The organism is Sphingobacterium sp. UME9 (assembly GCF_014170215.1).
Lineage (GTDB): Bacteria > Bacteroidota > Bacteroidia > Sphingobacteriales > Sphingobacteriaceae > Sphingobacterium > Sphingobacterium paramultivorum.
Map to the genome: position 1 here is coordinate 1,522,817 of NZ_LZZP01000003.1, position 23,170 is coordinate 1,545,986.

20 protein-coding genes are annotated in these 23,170 nt (G+C 37.7%); 8 read left to right on the forward strand and 12 right to left on the reverse strand.

The window, feature by feature from the left end; translation table 11 throughout:
* Positions 1 to 22 precede the first annotated feature (22 nt).
* Positions 23 to 1,114: an alkene reductase gene (locus A9970_RS08110; RefSeq protein WP_182981916.1), complete on the reverse strand. Its 1,092-nt coding sequence runs from the start codon at positions 1,112 to 1,114 to the stop codon at positions 23 to 25.
* 62 nt (positions 1,115 to 1,176) lie between these two features.
* Positions 1,177 to 1,767: a TetR/AcrR family transcriptional regulator gene (locus A9970_RS08115; RefSeq protein WP_159732615.1), complete on the reverse strand. Its 591-nt coding sequence runs from the start codon at positions 1,765 to 1,767 to the stop codon at positions 1,177 to 1,179.
* Between the two features lie 348 nt (positions 1,768 to 2,115).
* On the opposite strand from A9970_RS08115, the gene A9970_RS08120 reads away from it, so the two are divergent.
* Complete coding sequence (locus tag A9970_RS08120) at positions 2,116 to 3,333, forward strand: transglutaminase-like domain-containing protein (protein WP_182981917.1); 1,218 nt, start codon at positions 2,116 to 2,118, stop codon at positions 3,331 to 3,333.
* Positions 3,334 to 4,119: 786 nt separating this feature from the next.
* Here A9970_RS08120 and A9970_RS08125 read toward each other — a convergent pair.
* The 4 genes from A9970_RS08125 to A9970_RS08140 all read right to left on the reverse strand — a co-directional run bounded on the left by A9970_RS08125 (position 4,120) and on the right by A9970_RS08140 (position 6,921).
* Positions 4,120 to 4,494, reverse strand: a complete 375-nt coding sequence (locus tag A9970_RS08125) for a VOC family protein (RefSeq protein ID WP_120333744.1) — start codon at positions 4,492 to 4,494, stop codon at positions 4,120 to 4,122.
* Positions 4,495 to 4,520: 26 nt separating this feature from the next.
* The gene (locus A9970_RS08130) at positions 4,521 to 5,285 is read right to left on the reverse strand and encodes an AraC family transcriptional regulator (protein WP_182981918.1); all 765 of its coding nucleotides are present in this window, start codon (positions 5,283 to 5,285) and stop codon (positions 4,521 to 4,523) included.
* A gap of 466 nt (positions 5,286 to 5,751) precedes the next feature.
* Positions 5,752 to 6,663 carry a cation diffusion facilitator family transporter gene (locus A9970_RS08135; RefSeq protein ID WP_182981919.1) on the reverse strand — a complete coding sequence of 304 codons (912 nt, stop codon included), beginning with the start codon at positions 6,661 to 6,663 and terminating at the stop codon, positions 5,752 to 5,754.
* Positions 6,664 to 6,768: 105 nt separating this feature from the next.
* Positions 6,769 to 6,921 carry a hypothetical protein gene (locus A9970_RS08140; protein ID WP_182981920.1) on the reverse strand — a complete coding sequence of 51 codons (153 nt, stop codon included), beginning with the start codon at positions 6,919 to 6,921 and terminating at the stop codon, positions 6,769 to 6,771.
* A gap of 310 nt (positions 6,922 to 7,231) precedes the next feature.
* Here A9970_RS08140 and A9970_RS08145 point away from each other — a divergent pair, with 310 nt between their 5' ends.
* Positions 7,232 to 7,795 carry a ferritin-like domain-containing protein gene (locus A9970_RS08145; RefSeq protein WP_120333747.1) on the forward strand — a complete coding sequence of 188 codons (564 nt, stop codon included), beginning with the start codon at positions 7,232 to 7,234 and terminating at the stop codon, positions 7,793 to 7,795.
* A gap of 188 nt (positions 7,796 to 7,983) precedes the next feature.
* Here the strand turns inward: A9970_RS08145 and A9970_RS08150 are convergent, their stop codons facing one another.
* Positions 7,984 to 8,169: a hypothetical protein gene (locus A9970_RS08150; RefSeq protein WP_075993108.1), complete on the reverse strand. Its 186-nt coding sequence runs from the start codon at positions 8,167 to 8,169 to the stop codon at positions 7,984 to 7,986.
* Positions 8,170 to 8,415: 246 nt separating this feature from the next.
* Here A9970_RS08150 and A9970_RS08155 point away from each other — a divergent pair, with 246 nt between their 5' ends.
* Entirely contained in the window at positions 8,416 to 8,700 is a 285-nt protein-coding gene (locus A9970_RS08155; RefSeq protein ID WP_182981921.1) for a hypothetical protein, read from the forward strand.
* A 164-nt stretch (positions 8,701 to 8,864) separates the two neighbouring features.
* Here the strand turns inward: A9970_RS08155 and A9970_RS08160 are convergent, their stop codons facing one another.
* Positions 8,865 to 9,365, reverse strand: coding sequence for an RNA polymerase sigma factor (locus A9970_RS08160; protein ID WP_182981922.1), 501 nt, complete (start codon positions 9,363 to 9,365; stop codon positions 8,865 to 8,867).
* Positions 9,366 to 9,799: 434 nt separating this feature from the next.
* Between A9970_RS08160 and A9970_RS08165 the strand changes: the two genes are divergently transcribed.
* Positions 9,800 to 9,952 carry a lmo0937 family membrane protein gene (locus tag A9970_RS08165; protein ID WP_120333750.1) on the forward strand — a complete coding sequence of 51 codons (153 nt, stop codon included), beginning with the start codon at positions 9,800 to 9,802 and terminating at the stop codon, positions 9,950 to 9,952.
* A 53-nt stretch (positions 9,953 to 10,005) separates the two neighbouring features.
* Here the strand turns inward: A9970_RS08165 and treZ are convergent, their stop codons facing one another.
* From treZ to treY, 3 genes are read right to left on the reverse strand one after another with little or no spacing between them, the layout of a single operon-like run.
* Positions 10,006 to 11,823, reverse strand: coding sequence for a malto-oligosyltrehalose trehalohydrolase (treZ, locus tag A9970_RS08170; protein ID WP_182981923.1), 1,818 nt, complete (start codon positions 11,821 to 11,823; stop codon positions 10,006 to 10,008).
* Positions 11,824 to 11,837: 14 nt separating this feature from the next.
* On the reverse strand, positions 11,838 to 13,946 hold the full coding sequence (gene glgX / locus A9970_RS08175) for a glycogen debranching protein GlgX (RefSeq protein WP_182981924.1): 2,109 nt from the start codon (positions 13,944 to 13,946) through the stop codon (positions 11,838 to 11,840).
* Positions 13,947 to 13,954: 8 nt separating this feature from the next.
* A complete protein-coding gene (gene treY / locus A9970_RS08180) occupies positions 13,955 to 18,157 on the reverse strand; it encodes a malto-oligosyltrehalose synthase (protein WP_220801539.1) in 4,203 nt (1,400 codons plus the stop codon).
* A gap of 199 nt (positions 18,158 to 18,356) precedes the next feature.
* On the opposite strand from treY, the gene A9970_RS08185 reads away from it, so the two are divergent.
* The 3 genes from A9970_RS08185 to A9970_RS08195 all read left to right on the forward strand — a co-directional run bounded on the left by A9970_RS08185 (position 18,357) and on the right by A9970_RS08195 (position 21,127).
* Positions 18,357 to 18,839 (forward strand): adenylyltransferase/cytidyltransferase family protein, encoded by a 483-nt coding sequence (locus tag A9970_RS08185; protein ID WP_120333754.1) that lies wholly within the window; start codon positions 18,357 to 18,359, stop codon positions 18,837 to 18,839.
* A 15-nt stretch (positions 18,840 to 18,854) separates the two neighbouring features.
* Complete coding sequence (locus A9970_RS08190; protein ID WP_120333755.1) at positions 18,855 to 19,337, forward strand: adenylyltransferase/cytidyltransferase family protein; 483 nt, start codon at positions 18,855 to 18,857, stop codon at positions 19,335 to 19,337.
* 878 nt (positions 19,338 to 20,215) lie between these two features.
* Positions 20,216 to 21,127, forward strand: coding sequence for an NAD-dependent epimerase/dehydratase family protein (locus A9970_RS08195; RefSeq protein WP_182981926.1), 912 nt, complete (start codon positions 20,216 to 20,218; stop codon positions 21,125 to 21,127).
* A 112-nt stretch (positions 21,128 to 21,239) separates the two neighbouring features.
* Here the strand turns inward: A9970_RS08195 and A9970_RS08200 are convergent, their stop codons facing one another.
* On the reverse strand, positions 21,240 to 22,139 hold the full coding sequence (locus A9970_RS08200; protein ID WP_182981927.1) for an AraC family transcriptional regulator: 900 nt from the start codon (positions 22,137 to 22,139) through the stop codon (positions 21,240 to 21,242).
* A gap of 160 nt (positions 22,140 to 22,299) precedes the next feature.
* Here A9970_RS08200 and A9970_RS08205 point away from each other — a divergent pair, with 160 nt between their 5' ends.
* Positions 22,300 to 23,151 (forward strand): aldo/keto reductase, encoded by an 852-nt coding sequence (locus tag A9970_RS08205; protein ID WP_182981928.1) that lies wholly within the window; start codon positions 22,300 to 22,302, stop codon positions 23,149 to 23,151.
* Positions 23,152 to 23,170 lie beyond the last annotated feature (19 nt).

Consider the following 23,170-nt stretch of genomic DNA (forward strand, 5'->3'; position numbering starts at 1 on the left):
TTTGTTTGATATTATTATATTCTTATTTATTTAAAAATGGATAATCTGTATATCCTTTTTCTCCGGGGGTATAAAAAGTTTCCTGATCTGGGATATTGAGTGCCGAATCTGTTTTAAAACGTTCAACCAAATCTGGGTTGGCTATAAATGGAACGCCAAAGGACACTAAGTCGGCATCTCCCTCCTCAAGGACCTGTTCTGCTGTCTGTTTATTGAAAGCACGGTTAATGATAATAGTTCCTTTATAAATTTCACGAAAATGCTTTGCCACGTGTTGAATCGCATTTTTATTACCCGTTACATCGGTGAAAGGCTCTATTAAATGAATGTAGGCCAGATCATAATCATTTAACCGGCTGACAATGTAATTATACGTCGCAATGGTCTCATCATCCACAGCAATTCCCATTATTCCATTCAACGATGGATTGAGACGCACGCCAACATTTTTGATGTCAGCCACTTCTCTGATCGCATCTAATATTTCAAAAAGAATTCTTGCGCGATTTTCAGGAGAACCTCCGTATTCATCTGTTCTGTTATTGGCATTTTTGCTGAAAAACTGCTGCAAAAGATAGCCGTTTGCACCATGAAGCTCTATCCCGTCAAAACCAGCACGGAAAGCTTTGATAGTTCCTTGTTTAAAATCGTTAACTGTTCTTTTGATATCTTCAATTGTCATCGGCTGAGGAGCAACGGTAGGTTTAAAGCCTTCTAAAGTAAATGCTTTCTGCCCAGGATTAAAATCGGATGGAGCAAGAGGTAATCTGCCCTCATGCAAATCGGGATGCGAATAAGCTCCTGTATGCCAGAGCTGGGCAAAGATCTTCCCTCCTTTATCGTGAACAGAATCAGTGACCAATTTCCAGCCTTCAACCTGGTTATCTGTATAGATTCCGGGAACATTGATAAATCCAATACCCTCCTCACTGATAAAAGTGCCTTCGGTAATGATCAGTCCGGCTGTTGCACGCTGCGCGTAATATATCGCAGTCAGTTCGGTTGCAACATTACCCTCGTTGGCAGATCGGGCTCTGGTCATCGGAGCCATTACCATCCTGTTATTTAACCGTTTACCATTAAGCTCGTAGCTTTCAAACAATTTGTTGCTCATATTTCAATTCTTTGGTTTAATATTTAAAATATACTTTTTAGTCTATTTTGTTTCAAAAAAAATTACAGCATATATTGCTCTAATTCTTTTTTAAGGTCCTTGATAAGTTCTAGCATCAATTTTCTCGATCCCATCGTCCTGCTCAGAACAATTCCACCTTCTATCGCTGAAAACATTTTAAAGGCAAAAACTTCTGCATTTAGGTTTTCTGAAAATTCACCGTTAATTTTTCCTTCTTCCAGTACATTTGAAAGAGCGATCTGACCAGCATTCAGAACTGCTGCAACCTTCCTTTTTATCGAAGGAAAATTATCATCAGCCTCAACAGCGGTGTTAAAGATGGGACAGCCTCCTGCGATATATGTATCGATTGGGTTCTTATAAAAATCAAGATATAAAAAGATCTTGTCTCTCGCTGTTTTACCTTTTGATACAGTAGATGCCACTCTTTCGGTTATTTTTTTTAGGGAATAGTCTACAACCTGTTCCGAAAGATCCTCTTTTCCATTGAAATGTCCATAAAGACAGCCCTTAGTTAACTTGGTCGCTTCCAAAACATCGTCAATACTCACACCCGATATCCCTTTCTCATTGTAAAGCGGGCTGGCGGTTTCAAGAATAAATTGTTTTGTTTTTTCTGCTTTTGTCAACATCTGTTTTTATTATTTACGCTACAAATATACCAAAAAGTATATTTTAAAAACAAATAAAATATACTGAAAAAGTCTGTGTGTCTTGTCCAAAAGCAAAAACGCACAGTAAGAACATTGACATAAATGCTGTTATTTTTTTCCTCATATCGTATTTTTTATGACCTATCCCCATATATACCAGCTTTTGGAGGAAGTGATACCTGTGGAATGTTCGTTTTTAGCTAGCAACTGTTCGGTATCGAACAGGGTTATTAACTCAAAGTTTTTATTTTCAAGAGGATAGTATTTTGGCAAGTACCTTGTTAACCACTAATTATGAATAAAACAGTATTTAACTAAAGACCTCCAATGAAACCATTATTTAACCTTCTTCTGTTCATATTTTTGACAGGCAGTGCATTTGCACAAACAAACTCGACGACATGGAATAAGTTCCTATCAGACTTTAAGAAATTAGAACGGGATTATAATACCTATTATCCGGCAAAGGATTATCAAAAAGCCACAAAAGTATTAAATGCCATATCGGCCAAAATGGACAGCTTACAGCTATCTGAAAAAGAAAAGCAGGAATATCAAACTACGATAGGTGAAATTAATGCGAATATAAACTACAACCTTGCTTGTTTACAGTCATTACTCAATCAAAAAAAACAAGCTGTTTCAAGTTTTGAAAAGGCAGTTTTGTGGGGATATACCGACTATCGTAATGCTTTAAATGATCATGATTTAGACAATATCCGTAAGGAAAAAAAATTTGTAAAAGCATTAGTCCAACTGAAGCAGTACGATAAATTAACCCTATTGCAGCAATCTGGAGGATACATTTCAGCAAATAGTGACTCTTTGCCGACATTTACCTACCAGGTAACAAGAAGTCCTAATTTATTAGCGGTAAAAAGTTTTTTCAACTTGGACTCGATAGCCGGTAATGGCGACGAAATTTCGAAAATCCGTAATATCATGTTTTTTGTAGCAAATAACATTAAATATGACGGCAGCAATTGGGCACTATGTGAATTTGACGCAATCGATTTTTACAACTACCACAAGGCAACAGGAAAAGGTCTCAACTGTAGGCACAAAGCGATGACGTTAAATGAAATGTATCTCGCTATGGGATTTAAGTCGCGCTATGTTACATGCATGCCAAAAGACGACAAAGATACTGACTGCCATGTGATCAATAGCGTATATGCTGAAACTCTAAAAAAATGGTTGTGGATGGATCCTTCACATGGTACATTTGTGATGGACGACAACAACAATTTACTGAGCATTGAAGAAGTTAGGGAGCGTTTAAAAAATAATCAATCGCTCAAGCTAAACGCAGAGTCCAAAGTAAATAAACTTTGGTACCTGGATTATTATATGGCAAAGAATTTATACTGGATTCAATGCACGAATAAAAGCCAGTTTAACACAGAAAGTAGATATAGGCCCGTAGCCCCTGATCTGCAGTACATTTCTTTAGTTCCAAGTGGGTTTGACAAAAGCAATAACAAATATTTAAAAAACAACGTGATTACGTTTGATCCTGCCTACTTCTGGAGATCCCCGCAATAAATAACAACACAATCAAATAGAGTTGGCAGGCATGACCTGCCGCTTTTATTCAGACTGTCAAAGGTGGAGTTGCGGACTTCCAGCTACGTCTCCCAGCATCGTAAATCTAGCCACTTATCGTGCTGTCAGGCTCGGAATTATTTTGCTGGACAGGCTCCCGGGGAGTTAAAAAAAAGTATACTAAAAAAATGAAGCCTAGATCTTCGTAAAAGTTTTATAAACAAGAATGGTATGAGTAAGATGAAAGGCTAAAAATAAGGCAGAAGCACTGATAAAAATCCATTTCTTGAATGGCAGGTTAAAATTAAAGGTATCTCCTATCAGTGAAATTCCTAAAAGCCATACCAAAGGTGTGTAAGCGGGAGCAGAAAAACCAAGGAGGCTATTGCTCCAAATGCTTTTAGAAAATAAAATTAATAAAACCCACGAAAGCATGTACAGTAATAATCCTGTAAGATAAATGCTGAAGCCGACTTTTTGCCTTTTTGTACGCAGCTGCAGAGGCATCAAAAATGAAATTACAAATATAAACAGCCTAAAAATATTCTCACCGTACGTTAACACGTCCGGAATATTAGCAGAAAATATTTCGGCCTGGTAATTGGCAGGCAACTTATTGCTTAATAAAATATTCCAAATAATGATCGGCAACATCAATATGAAGCAGTTCAAATAATAGCTTTTATAACTCATACTATAGATTTTTTGGTTGGTTTAGTATTCCCCCGCTCTGTTTTTAATTTTGATAGCAAATCTAACCTCTCTTAGATAATCTCAACTTTATGATCATTTAAAAGGAGTTACACTGATTTCAATCATCAGATTTTCAAAATAAAAATAGAATCCAAATGAATCCCTGATTTTCTTTGGTGCGCTTTCAAATTTCAAACCGCTGTCGTTTATTAATTTCTGATATACCTCGTGAACAGCTTTCTCATCTTTTTGATAAAATCCAATATGGAAATTCGCTGGATACTTAGGTCTATTTTCCTCGTTGTTCAATTGCTGCCCCCAAAGGACTAAAGCAAAATTATTGCTACTTTCAAGCACTGCCATTTTGCTGTTTCTGTTTATAATTAAATTAAAACCCAAATTTTGCGTAAATAGGTCTACGGCTTTATCTACCTCTTTTACGACCAGGTTGATGTGATTTAGATGCATTTTTTCTTCTTTTATTTAATACAAAATTATGCATCAGGAATCAGGTTCAATTGGATAAATCGGTCGTTTTCATTTTTGCTTAAAATAGTTGGCGTTACTCCGGCATATTTTTTTACTTCACGGATAAAGTGAGATTGGTCGCCATAGTTCAGTTCTGGATAGAAGTTTTCTTCTTTCAGTTGTTTTAATGAATTTGAAAAACGTACAATGTTAACATATGATTTTAGCGTAAGCCCAAGCCAATTCTGGAAATAGCGGTTAATCTGCCTGCTACTCCAACATATTTTACCCGCCAGTTCTTTTACTGTAATTTCTCCCCTAGATTTAGTGATAAGCTCAAACAACTTCTGTTTCATTCCATCCATTTGTTTTTTATACTTTGAAGAAATAGTATAACAGGCCTTTTTATAAAAACACTCGAAATCAATGAGGTCATCTTTTGAAAATCCCCAATAATCATCTGGCAACGTTTTTTTTGTATTTTTTAAATCCGAAAAAGAGTGATTAAAAATATATTCCGCAGCAGTTGGATAAAAGCTAATGGCGAACATTCGAGATTTCGGGAATGGTGGCTTTATAACAGGTTCTGTACAGACTCCACAAATAAAAATCTCAAAAGCTCCTTTTTCATCTATAAAAAGAAATAAGTCTATTTTGCCGTCTGGAACAATAATTCCTTCTCTATTCTCATCAGAATTATTTATTACCATCCAGATACTCTCAACGATGTGTTCAAGTGAGTGCCACGGCTTAAGTGAGATATATTCTAATTGATTATTTTGAAAATTCATCGTTAAGCAGCTCTGAAATTGATATTTACAAATGTATCATTTTAAATAATTCGCTGTTGATTCTTCTTAACATAATCTCATCGCTCAAAGCAGTGGATTGGCTGTCGGTATTGATTTTCTGTCCATGGCATTATGGTCTCGATAATAAGTAGGTTCTTCGTTAACCAATTGAAGCTTCCCTTCATTCAAGAAAAATGTAATGCCCCCACTTTACCTTGAAGTACTTACCTTCCATGAACCGGATGCTGTTTTAATTTTATCTATGGAAGATTTGCTAGCCCCAGCGGTTTTTAAATTCTTTTCTTTTTTCATATCCAATGCTGTTCTTATTTGATCCATCAGGGGTGAACAAAGCCAAAGTCTGAAAGGTTTGGTAGATATTTATATTTGCAAAAATTACCACCATTTCTGCGCTATGGGCTTGAAGATGATGTTTTGATAGCGTGTTAAAAGGGCTTGTATGTGATTATTCTGGTTGAATAATCACAAAGTGTACAAACTCAAATTCATTTTTTATATCCTCACGAATCCGGCGTATCGCCTCGGTGATTTCCTCTGTGTCAAGATGATCTTCAAAGTCAATAATAAGCATCAATACAACATACTCTGGCGATTGATAAGTGGATAGTATGTTTTTAGTTTTTACAACAGCCGAATCCTTTTCGGCAAGTTGGGCGATTTTCAATCTTGTTTCTGAAGCAATTCCCTCTCCCATTAATAAGCTTCTGCTTTCTCTAGCCAATATAAAGGATACAAAAACCAACAACAAGCCTACGATTACTGAAGCTAGGCCATCTAATTCAGGAATCTGCAAGTAATGACTTAGTCCCATGAGTACCATAACGATTATTAGCCCTGCCACAGCTGCACCATCTTCAAAGACCACAAGGAAACTGGAAGGATCTTTACTCTTAATAATTGCATCCCACCAACCCATGCCATTGCGGGTTTTATTGAATTCTTTTAAAGCAATAAAAAAAGAAGTTCCTTCAAAAATTAAGGAGAGTATGAGTACAATATAATTCCAAAAAGGATCGCTCATTAATTCGGGTTTCATGATATGAGCTATACCCTGGTAAATAGATAATGCACCCCCAAGCCCAAAAATCAAAATGGAAACAACAAAAGACCAAAAGTATAGTTCTTTACCATAACCAAAAGGATGAGACTGGTCGGGTGGCCTCTTACTTCTTTTTAAGCCATAAAGTATGAGCAATTGATTTGCAGTATCTACCGTAGAGTGAATACCCTCTGAAATCATGGAGGAACTATTTGTAAATGCTCCCGCAATGAATTTAGTTAATGCAATTAATACATTCGCCGCGAGTGCACTGTATATTGATTTTTTATTACTGGTTTTTAATTCCGGATTATCCATGCAGATTTTGATGCGTTTATTTCGTATATTTTTCAATTACTTTTTTAAGATCAATACCTTTACCAAGGACCGGCTTAAAAATATCACCTTCACAATTCATCCTTTCTAACGTAATTCTGTTCCACTTGGTTTCCCGCCAAAGGGTTCCGGGGTTTTCTCTTCGGTACGCTTTTGCCGATATTTACCTAATCCCATAGCTGTATTTTTAGGTGATCTATTTCTAGCTATTTTTCTCTTTTTGGATTTATTATAGGCCATGATCGGTATTTTAAAAATTAATATATTGGTAAATAATAAAATGCATGTTACGCTACCAATTAATTCGATTTTGATATAGCACAAAACTCAATATGAAATGGTTTTCTCTGATTTAGCAAATTGCTTTTTATGGCCTGATAAATATTAATCTGAACAATGCTGTCGTGCGAGAGGTTTTGCTAACAGGATTGTACCCAAACTTAGAAGAGAATATCGCTTTCGTTTTTATTTGATAACAGTTAAATATATTTTATTGAACTAAAGTTGTTTGGGCTAGGTTATCTATGCAGTAACACTTAAAATTTTTATTATGGCAACTACGAAATCTGTACCGGCAAAAAATGCCACAAAAAAACCTTCTGGTAATACCGGAAAAATGAAAGACAGTGAATTCCACGAGTTTTTCGTCGATGAACTAAAAGACATTTATTGGGCCGAGAAACACTTAGTGAAAGCTTTACCCAAAATGCAGAAAGCTGCAACTAGCGAAAAACTCGCCGCTGCTTTTGAAAAGCATACCAAGGAAACTCAGAAACATATAGAAACTCTTGAACAGGTATTTGAGCAATTGGGAGAAAAAGCTGTTGCTAAAAAATGTGACGCTATGCAGGGTCTACTTGATGAAGCCGATTCGATCATTTCTGACACAGAAAAGGATACTTTTACCAGAGATGCAGGCCTCATTCTTGCAGCACAGAAAGTAGAACATTACGAGATCGCTACTTACGGTACTCTTCGCACATTTGCAGAAACGATGGGACACGACGATGTAGCTACACTGCTCCAAAAAACCTTAGACAATGAGAAGGATACCGACGAAGCATTAACAGGGATAGCAGGCGGTTTCGTAAACGACAAGGCTGCCCAAGAATAGTTGAAATACAGCAAAAACCTTGGACACCAGCTAAAGGCTTTTTACGAAAACAATGCGAGGTATATAGTTGTTATTTATATTCTCAACTATATTAAGTAAAATTCATGTATGAAGGTCGGACTTGATAATCCGACCTTCATTAATTTTTAGCAAAAGCCGAAAATTAGACTTCCCAAAATGAACCGCCTTTAAGACTCGTCTTTAGTGTTCTTCACAAGACTTATTCCTGATGAGAAGAAAATAAGCGCCAAAATGCCGACTACTGCCAAATTCGTATAGGCATTACTTTTCATGATCAGTTCATAACCGGTATAGATTAGCCCTACAATACCCAATACTGTGAGAATAGTTCCAAATATTCTTTTTACGTTCATGATGAATATATTATTTTTTTAATCCTTTTTTGCCTGAAAATTTTTCTATTTCACCCTCAAGCTCCTGCTTTTAATTACTGATATAACACGTCTCAAAAACAAATAGATTGCTTTTGCAAAATAAATTATTGGATCGCTAAAAAAACAAAAATAGCATACGAGTGTTAGAATTATCGCAGATCAAAATTTCAAAATTTATGATCTGAGATAAGATCACTATAACTTTAACTTTCAATTTGTAAGATTATGAATGGTATTATTTTTCATGGTACTGAGATTCATTATGGCGGCATAGCTGAGTTCTTATTCAGCCCGGAAATTGGTTATAATGCGATGCCAGCAATTATCGAATTCCTCGGCGGCGAAAAAGCCTACGCCGAAATTATCCACGCTCTTCCTTCAGAGATCACGATTACGGTGGGTGAACATTCAACCGATAAGGAAGAGAAAATCCCCCAGGAAACCTGGCTACTTCGCTATGATAAAAAAGAGGACAATTGGAAAATAGTCGAAAAGCTGCAGCCGGGATGAACCTTCGTCGGAGTGCAATCATGTTCAGCTGATGACCATACGATTTCCGCAAAGGAGCTATTGTGTTGAAAGTATACGAAAGAAAGGCTGACCTTAAAAAGTCAGCCTTTCGCAAAAATCAAACTAAACTGAAACGTTAGCTCTTGTTTTATTTATTGGGATTGTTAATTTAACCGGTAGACCTTAAGCTGTTTTTGCAGCTTTTTTCTTACCATATGGATTCTAGTTTTTATTGTACCTTCTGGCATATCAAAATAGGATGCAATTTCATGGTATTTATAACCATCTAAAAACAAACGGAAAATTTCATAGTTTTCTGCCGTTAAGCTGTTCATCGCACGTTCGATATCTTCGGCCATAAACTTATTGATCCCTTTGTTGAGTTCTATTGTATTTGTACTTCCCAAGACCACATATTGATCTTGAATTTCGGTGGTACGCTTTGCTTTTCTATACTTATTGATGTAAGTATGTTTCATAATTACATATAACCAGCTCATTAGCTTCGGATGCTGAACAAAATTGTCTATGGACTTCAATGCGCGTATCCACGTTTCTTGGATCAGGTCTTCCTTTTCATCCGGATCAGCTGTAAATTTAGCAGCAAAATGATTAAGTAAACTTCTTTTTTCGGTGATGAGTACATTTAAATTGTGGTTGTTCATAACTTATCCTCTTTCTTTATTCAACTGATTGTTTAAAATGATTTTACAAGAAAAGGATAACAAGAAGAGTGCTAATTTTGAGGGCCAATTTGCATGTAAAATAAATAGCATTGTTAGTGGTAAAAATACGTTGTCCTTATTTACAAAGCCTATTAAGCAAATTTTAATGGATTTTTGCCCTTAATTTTAAATACAGATAAAAAAATAAGCAAATAATAAAAAAAGACAATAGGGTATTTATATATGGGAAATGTTATAAATACGTTTATTCTAAAGTGTTATTTGCAAACCAGTTTGCTAGTCAGTCGCTGAAAAACTGTACACTTTATTGATAACTAACAACTAGCGATTGATAACGAACAACTAACGTTTAAATTTTATCCATTCAAACCATAATCCATCGAAGGCTGTTCTACTCCAAAAACAAATATATTATGGGAAATTTATTATATATCATTGCTGTTATTTTAGTCATTATTTGGGCGTTTAGTTTCTTTGGAGGTTATGCTACAGGGAATATAATTCACGTTTTATTAGTTATCGCCATTATTGTCGTTCTGTTACGTGTAATCCGAGGGGCTGCTTAACGCGATATAAAAATCTGATGCATGGTATATAAAAATTTTTATATACCATGCATCTACATAGAAATATAGACCTGACCTGACCAAGGCTTTAGCGATGCCACAGTGTTTTGAGCATAATCAGTATCAAACAAACCCGCGGCATCCATTTCATTCGTATTAAATATCATTTTCCATTGCAGATCCTCAGGCAGCGTTACCTGTTGTACAGCGGCAGAAAAATTCATCATTACAAATAGAGAACTATCATTTTTTTTCATCGCTAAAATAAGTACTTTTTGATCCGGGAGACATTTGGCCATCATTTCATCGCGCTGTATATTTTTCAGCACAGGATTGGTTTTACGGAATGCTATCAGGGATCTATAATAGGATAAATAGTGCTGATGGACTTCGCTATCCTGTTCGTACCAATTCAAAACGGTATTCCTAAATATCGTCCCGTCCTGCGGATCGAGAAATTCTGAATCTTCAAAAAAATCTTCAAACTCTTTTTTTCTTCCCTGTCTCACCTGCTCTACAAGATTGGGGTCACTATGACTGGTAAAATAGGGAAAAGCTCGTTTTGTACCCCATTCTTCTCCCATGAACAGTAAAGGAAGATACGGGGATATGAACACCGCAAAAGCCATTAGTCTCGTTATTTCTACAGGATAGAGTGAAGCCGCGCGATCGCCCATCATCCTATTGCCGACTTGATCATGATTCTGACAGAAAACTATAAAATGATCCCCTTTGATACCGAGAGTGTCCGTTCCAAAGAATTTTTCCCGATGGGGAGAATAGTTGCCATCGAATACATATGCTTTTTCATAAGCTTTGGCGAGATCCGCCAATCCATTAAATTCCTCATAGTACCCCTTTTTTGGTTCGCCCACGCTTACTCTTAAAGCATGGTGGAATTCATCGAGCCATTGTGCATCCATCCCAAAACCATTTTTCGCCAATGGGTCTAAAAATCGTCTATCGTTGAGATCGCATTCAATAAATAGAAAATGTTTTTTTCCGGATTTAGCGATAATTTCATCCGTTTCCTTACGAATTTGCTGAAGGATATGAACAGCGTTAAAATCCTTGATTGCATGTACCGCATCCAAACGCAGCGCATCGATATGAAAGTCTTCAAACCACATGCGTACATTGTTCAGTACCAAATCCCGCTGTCCATGACAATAGCTATCGTCGTAATTCAGCGCATTACCCCAGGGCGTATGGTATTTGTCGGTAAAATATGGGCCATAATTCGAGAAATAGTTTCCCTCTGGACCGAGATGATTATAGACGACATCCAAAATTACCGCAATATTGGCCTCATGACAGGAATTCACAAGCCTTTGGAATTCCGAAGCGCCACCATAGGAATTCTGCACTGCAAAAGGAAAAACACCATCGTATCCCCAATTTCTCTCACCAGGAAACTGTGCAACAGGCATAATTTCAATAGCAGTGATACCCAAATCTTTCAGATAGGGAATCTTTTTGATAACACCATCAAAATCATGGGATGAAGTAAATGTTCCTACATGAAGCTCGTAAATAATAAAATCAGACAATGCTGGAGGCCGATAGTCTTTATCGGTCCAAGAAAAAGTGAGATCAACGATTTTTGAGGGACCATGTACACCTTCTGGCTGGGAGAGCGAAATCGGATCCGGCAATTCGTTGCCATCGACACTGATCCAGTATAAATCTCCAGCTGCTAATAAATCAGCCTCTGCGTACCAATAACCATATTGTTGGGGCTTAAGCGCGATCTCCATATCTTTTTGATAAAATCGGCAAAGCACATTCTTTGCCATTGGTGCCCATACGCGAATCTGCCAAAGGTCACCATTGCGACGAATACCCAATTGTTGAATTCCTGTCTTGCTCATATATATCCCCCACTTTATTGTGATTGAAATAAAAGTATGGAACGTGAGGGCACTAAAATAGAATCTCCTGCTGAATAGTTTCCAAGGCTTTCTATCGTATCATTATTCGTATCTAAGATCTTAAACCATCCAGCCCCATAATTTTCACCGGGGAGCGTGTAGGTTACATCTTCCCAATACGCATTAAATATCAGGTAAAAATTAGCATCCACGATTTTCTTTCCATCGGTATCTACTGATCTAATTCCCGCACCGTTTAAAAACACAGCGAGTGAGCGCGCATAGTCTTCCTCCCAGTGATGATCATCCATCTCAGATGCATCTGGAAGAAACCATACAATATCTTCAACACCTGTACCGCGGATAGGCAATCCTTGAAACCATTTGCGACGACAGAATACCGGATGTTCTCGCCTAAAATGGATCAATTTTTTAGTGAAGTCCAATAAAGATACGTCTACATTGGCCCAGTTGAGCCATGAAATCTCATTGTCCTGACAATAGGCGTTATTATTGCCCTGCTGTGTTCGCCCCTGTTCATCGCCAGCGACAAGCATAGGTACTCCCTGGGAAAGAAATAATGTGACGAGCATGTTTCTTTTTTGTTTTTCTCTCAGGTTATTTACCGTAGAATCATCTGTAGGTCCTTCTGCCCCACAGTTCCAGGAGCGGTTGTGGCTTTCTCCATCTTTATTATCCTCACCATTAGCTTCATTGTGCTTTTCATTGTACGATACCAGATCGTGGAGCGTAAATCCGTCATGTGCAGTAATGAAATTTATACTGGCGGAAGGTGTACGATTGTCACCCCGGTATAAATCGGACGATCCAGTCAGGCGATTAGCAAATTCAGCGATCATACTGTCCGCTCCGATCCAATAATCGCGGATACAGTCACGATACTTTCCATTCCATTCGGCCCAACCGGCGGGGAACTCGCCTACCTGATACCCTCCTTCTCCAATATCCCATGGTTCGGCAATTAGTTTAACCTGTGAGATCACCGGATCCTGGTGGATAACGTCAAAGAAAGAGCTCAATTTATCTACGTCATGGAGCTCCCGCGCTAATGCTGATGCCAGATCAAAACGGAATCCATCAACGTGCATTTCCTGCACCCAATAGCGTAAACTATCCATGATCAACCGTAGCACGTTAGGCTGGCGGGTATTCAATGTATTGCCTGTTCCAGTAAAATCCATATAATAACGTGGATCTTCAGCCAAACGATAATATGAAGCATTGTCAATTCCTCTAAAAGAGAGTGTTGGTCCCATTTCATTCCCTTCGCCTGTATGATTGTAAACGACATCAAGGATAACTTCTATCCCCGCACTATGAAGTGCTTTTACCATTTCCTTGAATTCCACGACCTGTTCTCCATGGGTACCCGAAGCAGAATAGCGTACATCAGGGGCAAAAAAACCAACACTGTTATATCCCCAATAGTTAGTTAGTCCTTTATCCTGTAGGTGACGGTCTGTAATAAAATGGTGTATAGGCAATAATTCAATTGCAGTGATCCCCAATTCCTTTAAGTAATTTATGGTGACAGGATGCGCCAAGGCAGCGTAGGTTCCTCTTATTTCTTCGGGAATCTCCGGATGAGTTGCTGTAAAACCTTTTACATGTGTTTCATAAATCACACTTTGGTGCATGGGTACACGCGGAGGATGGTCGTCCCCCCAATCAAAATGACCGTCTATAACCACGGATTTCGGGACGAAAGGAGCGCTATCAGTTGTATCCAAACTTAAATCGTCCTCTCCTATATTGTACGCAAATAAAGCATCATTCCATTGTACGACACCCGAAATTGCTTTTGCATAGGGATCAATCAGTAATTTATGGGGGTTGAAACGATGTCCCTGGGCCGGATCGTAAGGACCGTGCACGCGATAACCGTACAGTTGTCCTGGTTTAATTCCCGAAACATAAATATGCCAAACTTGATGCGTCTTCTCCGTTATCTTAAATTTCTCGATTTCTTGTTGGTTCGAACTATCATAGAGATAAAGTTCGACAGCTTCGGCATTTTCGGAGAAAAGGGCAAAGTTAACCCCTTCTCCATCGTAAGTTGCGCCTAAAGGATAAGGGCTTCCAGTATTGATTTTTGTTTCCATTTTTATGTTTAACGGTTGTATAATTTTGTATAGTCATTTAATCTCGCCTGAAGTTTTGGAGAAAAAGCTCTTTTCTGCATGCGCCACAACCAATTTCCGGTCGTACTGGCAGGTCGGTTCATACGACAGGATCCATCAAGATTGAGGATATCTTGCATCGCAACAATGACTGTATCTGCGACAGAGGCGTAAAGTGATCGTATGAGGACCTCATTTACATTTCCACTTTCAACAATTTGTCCAAAATACCTATTGATATTTAGTTTACTCGATGATTTAAGATCTTCACGATACCAAGAAAGTGTTGTATTATTATCGTGTGTTCCAGGATAGGCAACAGAATTTCTGCTATAATGATGTGGAATATGGGGTGAATGTGCCATATCGTTATCAAAAGCGAACTGTAAAACCGCCATGCCCGGAAAGTTGTATTGATCGCGCAGATCATATACCTTCGCATCGATATCTCCAAGATCTTCAGCGATAAAAGGCATGTCATCTAAATGAATTTTTACTTGATCAAAAAAATCCGAACCAGGGCCTGTTGACCAACGTCCATTCTTGGCGGAAGTTTCTTCAAAGGGAACGTCCCAATAGGAAGAAAATGCCCTAAAATGATCAAGCCGTAACCTATCAAACAGCGCGCAATTGTGTGACAGGCGCTCAATCCACCATCTGTAGCCATCTTTTTTGAGCGATCCCCAATGATACGTCGGCATCCCCCATAATTGTCCCGCTGCATTAAAGTAATCAGGCGGAACCCCAGCAACATTTTTAATAGTACCATTTGCTCCTATGGAAAAATAGTGCGGATTGGCCCAAACATCGGCAGAATCATAGGCAACATAAAATGGAATATCACCGATAAATCTTACGCCATAATCGTATGCGTAGTTTCTTATGGCATCCCATTGTCTGAAAAATAAGTATTGAAACCATTTTTCCTTTCGCAATTCATCTGCGAATTCAATTGCGAAATCGTTAAGTGCAGCGCTGTCGCGATGTTTGTATTGTGTTGGCCACTCATACCAAGGACGATTCCCATGTCTGTTTTTTAGAACTTTGAAAAGCGCATAATCCTTAAGCCACGAAGATTCACGGTCTACAAATTCGGAGAAATCAAGCGCATGTTGAACAGAAAGACGATTAAATGCCTTCTCCAAAAGTTTGTACTTTGTGAAGACTATATCAGCAAAATCTATTGTTTTAGAACTATTTCTTTTTAAAGCCTTTAGTTCCCCTCTTTCCAATAAGCCAAATTCCAGCAATTCGTTTAAATCGATGAATAATGGATTACCTGCTCTACTACTTAGGGTGCTGTAAGGAGAATGGTTTTGCTCAACATCTGTCGGCCCTAAAGGAAGTACCTGCCACCAGCTTTGGCCGCTATAATGCAGTTGTTTGACAAAACGACGAGCTCTGGATCCCAAATCACCAATTCCATAGGATGATGGCAATGAGCTGATATGCATTAAAACACCCGCACTACGCTTAGGTGGGCTACTTTTGTATTTTAAAATAGCCATTGGAAGATCCCTAAAAATGGTATTCACTGAAATTTCTGAGCCTTCGCCCGCTATGTCAAATAGCATGTGATGCCAGGTCACGGAATGATTTAGGGAAAGATGAACGCTCGTATCTGCCCAGTCAAATGAGCCAGGTACGAATTTGGAGATTTTACCGATAGCAGCGAGGTGTAGCGGAAGTACCACGATCATCCAATCATCTCCAGATCTACGCGCGAATGCCAAAATATGTTTACGGTAACGACCGCTTACTTTTAATGGAATATAACTGCTATCTGATGCAAGTGCAGCATCATGCTTTCTGAATTTTACCAATTCCTTAACTAACCATAGTTTAATTGTCCCATCGTATCTATTTTGCCATAATTGTCTAATTCGACTGTCGTTGGGCATATTTTCAATAGCCTTCAGCAGATTTTCACTTAATTGATAATCTATCGGTCGTCGATTGTCGGGATCAACAAAACTATGGTTCCAGAGTTCCGACCCCTGGTAAATATCAGTTACACCGGGACAAGTAAATTTCAAGATTTGCTGTATAAGCGAGTTTAAAATTCCAAAATCAGCTACCGCTTCAATAAATTGATAAAAGCTCGTAAAAAATGGGCGATCTTTATCAAGCAAAAAAGAGGCAAATTCCCGAACAGCGTCTTCATAGGTTAAATTTGGATTTTCCCAGCTCGAGCGCTCTTTCCCTTCGCGTAGATATTTAACCAAGTAGTCCAAAAAACGTTTTTCAAATGCGTCGTATGCTTCTCCATCCTGTTTTTCCATTGGATAAGAGGCTACCAGCGACTGATAAATAAAATATTCATCATTCGGATGTGGGAGGTCTTTTCGATATTCATTCCAAACCACATCTTGCCAAATCTGAACCTGTTTAACCCATTTCTGAGCCATAGCAGTTAGGACTAATAAGCGACTTCGCGAATCCTCACCACGTTTGGTATCGTGTGTAGAACTTGCATTGATGGACAGTGGCCAAAATTTTTGTCTTTCCTGCATTAATTTGTGGAATTTCTTTTTACTTAGCCCCCAGTTATCCGGATGATCGCCGACTTCATTGTGTCCTATAAAACGGTTGTATGTATACATTAACGTATCTTCCACACCCTTAGCCATTACAGGGCCGGCCAACTGCATACATCGGAGAAAAAAATCAACCACAGCAGTATGGCTCAGCGATTTTGAATCTACCTGTGCTTGCTCAAATAGTTCTCGAAATTGATTGACCAGCTTTTGATCGAGCTCGGGCTTTCGGGTCAACTTTTTAAAAAGAGAAGACAGCAGATTAATATTGTTTGCCAACAGTGGAAAGCTTTCGTCATATAATCGATAAACAGGGAAAAATCCTAAAAAAGAGGTTAGAATATCTTTTAAAGGCCCTAGCTTATTCGGACTTTTAACTGCTAAAAGTGATGCCAATGACCGGGCCAGGTTATTAAGCTCGCCCTGCATGTGTTCATTGAGAATTATGCTCTTTTTTATATACTGTTGTTTTTTAATGGATAGATTTTCTCCAATAACTTTTCTATAATACTTATCCAATATTTTCTTTCCCGATTTACAGGAGCAAACATTATTGGAAGCCGATAAAAAATCGTAGCCTGTTGTTCCCTGTATAGGCCATTCGAGTGGAAGTTTCTCCCCCTGTTCAAGTATTTTTTCAGCAACTATATAAGGTTGTGGACCGATTAATTTCCTCAAATTAAATAAATAGTCAGTAGGCTTATAAAGTCCATCAATATGATCAATCCTTAATCCATCAATCAGTTCTTCATCGACAAGTTTTTTTATCAGCTTATGCGACTGCTCAAATACATTTTTGTCTTGTACATTTAAACAAATCAATTCATTGACCGTAAAAAAACGTCTAAAATTTATACGTTGATTTGTAAACCACCAAGGACAAAGCTCATAAAGCTGACTAGCCACCAGTTCGTGAATACTTTCTAGATTATTATTAAATTGGTCAAGAATATGCTTTAATTTCTCATTGGGAAGGTGCTTAAAAATGTGCGCACGCAGCTGTCTCCACTCCTCGACATCTCCATTAGCTTGAGCCGTATATATTTGAACCAGAAGTCCACTAAAATCCGACTGGCTCTCTTTTAAATAATCATTAAGGACGAAAAAATAGGATTCAGGCGAAAGTGGATAAAGGTTTTCCTGATAAGAAAGCCGAAGACTATCATCTGAGAAAACGACAGCAATTTCGTGGTTTGAAATCGTTTCGTCTAAAATCTTAGACAAGATAGGCACCATTAACTTTCCTTTCTCGAATAAATTGGAACTATAGCAGGTATCAAAAAAATGGCTAAATTTTGATGTCTGTCCAAATTCGAGCAGATTCATTAGCCATTCATTCGAGGGATGAAACGCCATATGGTTAGGAACAATATCCTGTAACCATTTGATATGATATTCACTTAACTCTTTTTTAATGGATCTCAGCTCGTCCAGCGTACCAAGTTCACTATTTATTTTATTGAAATTTGTGCCGTCATAACCATGCATACTCCCTGGTGTTGACTGAAAAATAGGTGCAGCGTAGATTGTATCGATGCCCAGATCTCTTAAGTAAGGAATAATTCTCTTGAAATCCGAAAAGTTAAATTCTTTATGAAACTGAATTCTGTAAGTAGTGTTCGGCGTATTTATGGATACATTTCTATTCATCTGCATGACTCGCTGAATTTCATTTTAGATCAGAACGTCGGCCAGCAATTTTAGTTCATATGAATTTCAAAAAAGAAAGATGGAAAAAAGGTCCAAGAATTCTGAAAATACTACAGAAAAAAAATAATTTAAAATTAAAACGAATCTTTTTGAGCTACGTTCTACCTATACTTCTTCAATAATTGCAGTTTTAAACTAATATAAAATGAAAAAAATAGGAATTACGTTTTCTGCTTTTGATCTGCTCCATGCAGGTCACATTAAAATGCTCGAAGATGCCAGAGAACATTGCGACTTTCTGATCTGCGGCCTACAAACCGATCCAACACTTGATCGTCCAGAGAAAAACAAGCCAACACAATCTGTATTTGAACGCTATATGCAATTAAAGGCATGTAAACATGTAGATATGATTATTCCATATGCAACAGAACAGGATCTGGAAGATGTATTACGTTCGTTCAAAATACATGTGCGGATCTTAGGCGATGAATATATGGATAAAGCATTTACAGGAAGGCAATATTGCGAAGAAAAAGGAATAGAATTGTATTTCAATAGACGGGAAAACAGGTTTTCGAGTTCTTCATTACGCCGAATAATTGCATCGAAAGAAAGAGTCAGTGCGGGTTCAGTCGTAAACATAAATGAGGGAGTTAACTATGCCTTAAAGCGTATAAATGCATAAACTAATAATGAATATATGGACGTAGGTATTATTTTCGGCGTATTCGACATGTTACATGTAGGCCATATTGTTGCACTACAGGAAGCCAAGAGCAAATGTGATTATTTGGTTGTAGGACTTAAAACCGATTCAAACATACAGAATGCTGAATCCCAAGATGCAGCACAAACAATGGTCGAACGGTTTATCAAATTGGAGGGTTGTCAATTTGTTGATGAAATTATTCCTTTTGAATCGGATAAAGACATCACGGATATGCTTCAGTCGCTGCCCATTCACAAGTATTTTATAGGTGAAGAATATAAATTGGTCGATTTTTCAGGAAAGGATTATTGTATCTCGGAAGGAATCGAAATATGCTATACCAAAAACAAAAATAGGTTCTCGAGCCAATCGCTTCGAAAAACTGTAAGTGATAAAGAAGCCGAAAAGGTAGAAAATGCTTTTCAGCACAAATCTGACATGCTATCCCTAAATCAGCGTATACCTCAATTTTAAAGGTATCAATATATCGGTAGCGATAAGTAGAAAGCTTGTAAATAACAGTAATATCGTTAGGTATGGAAAAAATCAATATTGGTATTATTACGAATTTGAGAAAGCTATTGTTCGCCTACCGTATACTTTTTTCTGAGCATATACAAAGTCCGGCAAATATTGTACTTGAAGCAACTTCTATTGATTCTATCAGCAGCAATTCTTACATCAATGAAAGGCCAGAATTGCTGCTGATAGATTATCGCCTCGTATTTAAAGACACAGCACTTTTCTTTTCGTTTGTAAATTATTTTTATCCCGACACGGTCATTTTACTTATTGTACATCAAACTTTTCTTTGTGAAGCAAAGCGATGTACAAATTATGTTCAATCGGTTTTATCCCCTAACCTGGACATTAATCAACTTTTTATGGTTATAAGAAATTCAATTTTACAGTCTAACATTGTTAAACAGTGAATTCCTTTTTTTTAAATTCGATCATAATTCACAAAGAGCTAGATAATCATTTTTAAAGAAAGTAGTAAATAAACAAAGTAAGTTCTTTACGCTGAAGCTCAATTAACATTTCTGAAAAGCTCATTTATCGCTATCCTCACCATACCAAGTGCAGCTACTCCTTTTGGTTTTTCACTATCCAAAATCCTCCGAAAGCACATGTGGTCTAAATCTATTTTCAAACTAATAGAAATAACACGTCTCATCTGTACTGATTACTATTGAAAAATCTGTATGGTATATTTATAATAATAGACTATAAATTTGTGCTTGAATCTTCTGAAAAAGAGAATGGTAAAACACAGTCCTAATGGTAGCATTTAGCATAGAGGACAAAGTTTTACGTATTAAAGACTATATGTTTATCTTAAATATTACATAATGAATAGTTTTAACACAAAACGTGTATTTATAATTGGAGTTACAGGATATGTTGGCGGATCGATCGCTGTGAAATTATTGGAAAAAGGCTTCAGTGTCTATGGTTTGGTGAGGCGTGTGGAGGACATCGAAAGAGTAATGAATTTAGGTGTAAAACCTGTACATACAAAGCTAGATGGCAACCCCGAAGGTTATGCCATTTTACAAGAAGTAGAGATTGTGATCAACGCCGCCGATTCAGACGATACTTTCCTAGTTGCTTTCATTTTAAAAGCTTTAAAGGGAACTGGTAAGATGTATATACATACATCTGGAGGAGGCATTGTCGGAGATAAAGCTGAAGGAAAATATCCCAGCACAAAAATCTATACAGACATTCCTCAATTTCCGCTATTAGAAAGAAAGGGACGGGTAGTTATTGATAAAGAAGTAGTTGGTTATAGTAAAAAAGGCATTTATACAATCGTTATCTGTCCTACCTTAGTTTATGGGATCGGGAAAGGGTTAAAAAAGGAATCTTCTCAGGTTCCAGCACTAATCAAAGCGGCTGAAAAAAATAACAAAGTTGTTCTTATAGGCTCGGGAGCAAATCGTACTTCCAATGTACATATTGATGATTTAACAGATTTATATGTATTGGCTATTGAAAAAGCCAATTCGGGAAGTTTCTTCTTTGCAGAAAATGGAACAGTTTCATTCTCCGAAATAGGCTATTCAATCATATCTCGGTTAGGCTATAAACAGGACACTATTGAACAGATTTCAATAATGGATGCCATTGCTCTCTGGGGACCAATAATGGCACATTTTGGATTAGGTTCAAATATCCTTGTCAATTCTGACCGAGCCAGAAAAGAATTGGGATGGCGCCCTAAATATGATAACCTGTTGCAAGAAATAGCTTCTAATTGAACATACACTGGCTCCTCCTCACTTTTGGTGGTCAAGACGAAGGATATACCATAGCCTCTGCCATTCTTGTAATTTTTAAATGAGCAGAATATCAAGGCTTCTCATTTTAAAACTAATTCAGATTGACATTCCGGTACTCATTTGGGCTATAACCGACACGGTTTTTAAATAGGCGACTAAAATGCTGCGGATATTTAAAGCCAAGTTCAAATGCAATTTCGTTAATGGTTTTATTCGAATCGAATATTTTTTCCTTGGCAATTTCGATTAACTTATTCTGAATATATTCCTGCGCAGTCTTCCCTGTTTCTTTCTTAACGAGGTCACCAAAATAGTTGGCAGAAAGAAATAATTGTTCAGCAAAGTAGGCCACAGTAGGCAGACCGTTTTGTTGTGGTTCATCTGACTGAAAATAAGCATTCAAAATCTCTTCGAATTTTTCTACAATACCCTTATTAACATTTTCGCGCGTTATAAATTGTCTGTCATAAAACCGTTGACAATAATCCAGGAAAAGCTCGATGTTGGAGACAATGAGCTTTTTGGTATGCTTGTCGATACTATGTACCAGTTCATGCTTTATCTTGTTGAGGCAATCCATAATGACCCTCCTCTCCTGCTCGGAAAGATGAAGCGCCTCGCTAGCCGAATAAGAAAAGAACGTGTAGTTGGCAATCTCCTTTGCCAAAGAAGTACCATAAAGCAGCTCTGGATGAAATACCAATGCTGTCCCCTGAGGCTGGTAGAATTCGGTGCCGTTCTCCCCAATGACCTGCCCCGGAGCCAAAAATATCAATGTTCCCTCTTCATAATCATAATTCTTAAGTCCATACCGGAGATCTCCGCATTTTATTTCTTTAAAAAACACGGTATAGAACTCATACCTGAGCTTTGACAGTTTACGAGGATCAGCTTTGCTCAAATCGACAACACTGACCAAAGGATGCAATGTTTCATTGTTATTGAAATTATTGTATTCGCTAATACTCTTAAAATTGATGATCTCTTCCATTTGCCTTAATGCTATGAAACAAATTTACAAAACTGAAATCCAATAATGTATTGAATCCGTAATATTGGTAGAACTATCCGTAATCCATCTACCAAAACCTTAGCCTGCAAAACCGAACTTTGTTATCATTGGATTGTATACTACATAAACGATTTTCATTATGTATAAAGTAAAACTAAATAACGGAATTGAAATGCCTATCCTTGGTTTCGGTGTTTTCCAAATAAAAGATGCCTTAGAATGCGAACGTGCTGTTATTGATGCTGTCGAAACTGGATACCGGCTAATTGATACCGCGGCCTCTTATTTGAATGAAGAAGCAGTAGGAAAAGCGATAAAAAATTGCGCTATCCAACGTGAAGAGCTATTTATCACGACCAAACTGTGGGTTCAGGATACGGGATATGAGAAAACCAAGACCGCCTTCCACCGCTCATTGGAAAGACTGCAATTGGACTATCTCGATCTATATCTGATCCACCAACCTTATGGCGATATCTTTGGATCGTGGAAAGCGATGCAAGAACTTTATGAAGCCGGTAAAATAAGGGCCATCGGGACTGCTAATTTCCAGCCGGACAGGGTGATGGATCTCATTGTCAATAGTGGTTTCACTCCGGCTGTCAACCAGATCGAAACACATCCTTTTCAACAGCAAATTCAAAATCAAGCTTTCCTGAACGAAAATAATATCCAGACCCAATCCTGGGGTCCTTTTGCAGAGGGGAAAAATGATATTTTCCATAATGGGGTCCTTAAGTCAATAGGAGAAAATTACAATAAAACTGTTGCACAGGTCATCCTCCGATGGCTTGTGCAACGGGACATCATTGCTATCCCCAAATCAGTTCGTAAAGAAAGAATAGCCGAAAATTTCAAGCTATTCGATTTCGAACTGACAGAGAAGGAAATGGATGCCATAAGATCCCTAGACACTGGAGAAAGTCTATTTTTTGATCACCGGGACCCTAAGATGGTCAGATCGCTGAGTGAAAGAAAACTTGATATCTAAAACGCTAAATTGATACTAA

What these genes read in the sequence shown, in the direction of transcription:
- A9970_RS08110 (WP_182981916.1), bottom strand. Translation starts at nt 1,114, where the DNA reads ATGAGCAACAAATTGTTTGAAAGCTACGAGCTTAATGGTAAACGGTTA.
- A9970_RS08115 (WP_159732615.1), bottom strand. Translation starts at nt 1,767, where the DNA reads ATGTTGACAAAAGCAGAAAAAACAAAACAATTTATTCTTGAAACCGCC.
- A9970_RS08120 (WP_182981917.1), top strand. Translation starts at nt 2,116, where the DNA reads ATGAAACCATTATTTAACCTTCTTCTGTTCATATTTTTGACAGGCAGT.
- A9970_RS08125 (WP_120333744.1), bottom strand. Translation starts at nt 4,494, where the DNA reads ATGCATCTAAATCACATCAACCTGGTCGTAAAAGAGGTAGATAAAGCC.
- A9970_RS08130 (WP_182981918.1), bottom strand. Translation starts at nt 5,285, where the DNA reads ATGAATTTTCAAAATAATCAATTAGAATATATCTCACTTAAGCCGTGG.
- A9970_RS08135 (WP_182981919.1), bottom strand. Translation starts at nt 6,663, where the DNA reads ATGGATAATCCGGAATTAAAAACCAGTAATAAAAAATCAATATACAGT.
- A9970_RS08140 (WP_182981920.1), bottom strand. Translation starts at nt 6,921, where the DNA reads ATGGCCTATAATAAATCCAAAAAGAGAAAAATAGCTAGAAATAGATCA.
- A9970_RS08145 (WP_120333747.1), top strand. Translation starts at nt 7,232, where the DNA reads ATGGCAACTACGAAATCTGTACCGGCAAAAAATGCCACAAAAAAACCT.
- A9970_RS08150 (WP_075993108.1), bottom strand. Translation starts at nt 8,169, where the DNA reads ATGAACGTAAAAAGAATATTTGGAACTATTCTCACAGTATTGGGTATT.
- A9970_RS08155 (WP_182981921.1), top strand. Translation starts at nt 8,416, where the DNA reads ATGAATGGTATTATTTTTCATGGTACTGAGATTCATTATGGCGGCATA.
- A9970_RS08160 (WP_182981922.1), bottom strand. Translation starts at nt 9,365, where the DNA reads ATGAACAACCACAATTTAAATGTACTCATCACCGAAAAAAGAAGTTTA.
- A9970_RS08165 (WP_120333750.1), top strand. Translation starts at nt 9,800, where the DNA reads ATGGGAAATTTATTATATATCATTGCTGTTATTTTAGTCATTATTTGG.
- treZ (WP_182981923.1), bottom strand. Translation starts at nt 11,823, where the DNA reads ATGAGCAAGACAGGAATTCAACAATTGGGTATTCGTCGCAATGGTGAC.
- glgX (WP_182981924.1), bottom strand. Translation starts at nt 13,946, where the DNA reads ATGGAAACAAAAATCAATACTGGAAGCCCTTATCCTTTAGGCGCAACT.
- treY (WP_220801539.1), bottom strand. Translation starts at nt 18,157, where the DNA reads ATGCAGATGAATAGAAATGTATCCATAAATACGCCGAACACTACTTAC.
- A9970_RS08185 (WP_120333754.1), top strand. Translation starts at nt 18,357, where the DNA reads ATGAAAAAAATAGGAATTACGTTTTCTGCTTTTGATCTGCTCCATGCA.
- A9970_RS08190 (WP_120333755.1), top strand. Translation starts at nt 18,855, where the DNA reads ATGGACGTAGGTATTATTTTCGGCGTATTCGACATGTTACATGTAGGC.
- A9970_RS08195 (WP_182981926.1), top strand. Translation starts at nt 20,216, where the DNA reads ATGAATAGTTTTAACACAAAACGTGTATTTATAATTGGAGTTACAGGA.
- A9970_RS08200 (WP_182981927.1), bottom strand. Translation starts at nt 22,139, where the DNA reads ATGGAAGAGATCATCAATTTTAAGAGTATTAGCGAATACAATAATTTC.
- A9970_RS08205 (WP_182981928.1), top strand. Translation starts at nt 22,300, where the DNA reads ATGTATAAAGTAAAACTAAATAACGGAATTGAAATGCCTATCCTTGGT.